This window comes from Nocardia sp. NPDC102475, assembly GCF_055584605.1.
The window spans coordinates 28,687-30,004 of record NZ_JBVJLS010000046.1 but is presented as its reverse complement, the minus strand read 5'-3'; the positions used below and the strand labels follow the sequence as shown (position 1 = coordinate 30,004).

General features: G+C 63.1%; 2 protein-coding genes. Both read right to left on the bottom strand.

What is annotated here, in order from left to right; all coding sequences use genetic code 11:
* Positions 1–410: 410 nt before the first annotated feature.
* A complete protein-coding gene (locus ACZ60G_RS43070; RefSeq protein ID WP_465818056.1) occupies positions 411–611 on the bottom strand; it encodes a hypothetical protein in 201 nt (66 codons plus the stop codon).
* Positions 612–1,146: 535 nt separating this feature from the next.
* Positions 1,147–1,318 (bottom strand): DUF397 domain-containing protein (locus ACZ60G_RS43065; RefSeq protein ID WP_465818059.1); only part of this gene is annotated, 172 nt, incomplete at its 5' end.

Sequence of the window (1,318 nt, the reverse complement as noted above, 5' to 3'; positions counted from 1 at the left end):
TACGACAAACTCGCCGTCCGCTACCTGGCCACTGTCCACATCGCAGCCATCAACATCTGGCTTGGCACCGGCTACTTCTTAAACACGGCCTAGGCCGCCGTCGCCAATGGCGAAGCCTCCTCGGTTGTCTGCATGGTTTTCCAACCGCGCCCGTCGTGAACCCGACTGGACCACCGCACAGCAGATAACCGCCGAACTTGCCCGTGAAGCCGGCGTGACCGATGAAGACTGCGAATGGGCCGACCGAGTACTCGGACTCGACGACGCCGAACCTCCAGCGCCACCACTCCGTTGACCAAGATCACCATGTGCTGGTGGCGGCAAACAGCGCTGTTTGCCGCCACCAGCGCATGATGATCTTGTACTGCGCTGCACTCGGATGTCCGGCTCGAAGTGGTTCGAGCCCGCGGTCAGTATTCGAGTTCGGTCCAAGGGATCGCGATGGGGAAGGCGGCATCGATCGCGATACCGTCCGGGTTCGCGGGGGTCCATTCGTCGGCGAGGATGTAGTTGGCCGGGCGCAGCGGGTGGACACCGTCCGGCAGTTGGGCGTGCCCGATGTCGAGGCCATAGGCGCGGACTGTGGCGATGGCGCTGGATTCGCGGTCCAAGCGCACTTCCCTGTACCACGGAATACCAGCGTCTGCGTAGCGGCCTTCTTCGCCTCGATATCGGTCCGGGTGTTCGAAGGCGACAGGACCTCGCCGACCAGTACGACATCAGCACCTCGAAGATCCTGGTAAGAGGATTCGAGGCCGCGGTGGACGAGGAAGTCGGGTGTCAGGAAATCGGACTTACCGTTGCGCCCCAGGAATACGTTGGTCTCGGTGGTCACCCGCCAACAGTGCAAAGGACTCTCCGACATGCTCTTTCGCGCGCAGCGTTCGATCGTGCTCCAGAGACGGTTCGAAAAGGTCTGATGTTCAGCAGGCCACGACGCACCCACACCACGCGACCATTCCACAGCTCGATCTGTTCCGCGATCTCCGCGGGGAGTCGCTCTAGTTCCTCCCAAGTCATGTACTGGGGGAGGTCCGGGCGCTCGATGCGAGGCAGGGACATGCCGCCATGATAGAGACCGAGCGGCCGCGCTCCGATCCACATTCGGAGTGCGGCCGCTCTGGGTTTCTGCGGGGTTGCGAGTGGTCAGGCGGGGTGGTTGAAGGCTCCGGCTTGGACGCCTGCGGTGAAGGCATTCCATTCGGTCGGGGTGAAGGCCAGGGCTGGGCCGGTTGGGTTCTTGGAGTCGCGGACGCCGACGATGCCGGTGTCGAGGAAGGCGACCTCCACACAGTCCTTGGTTGCCCCACTGCGAGTG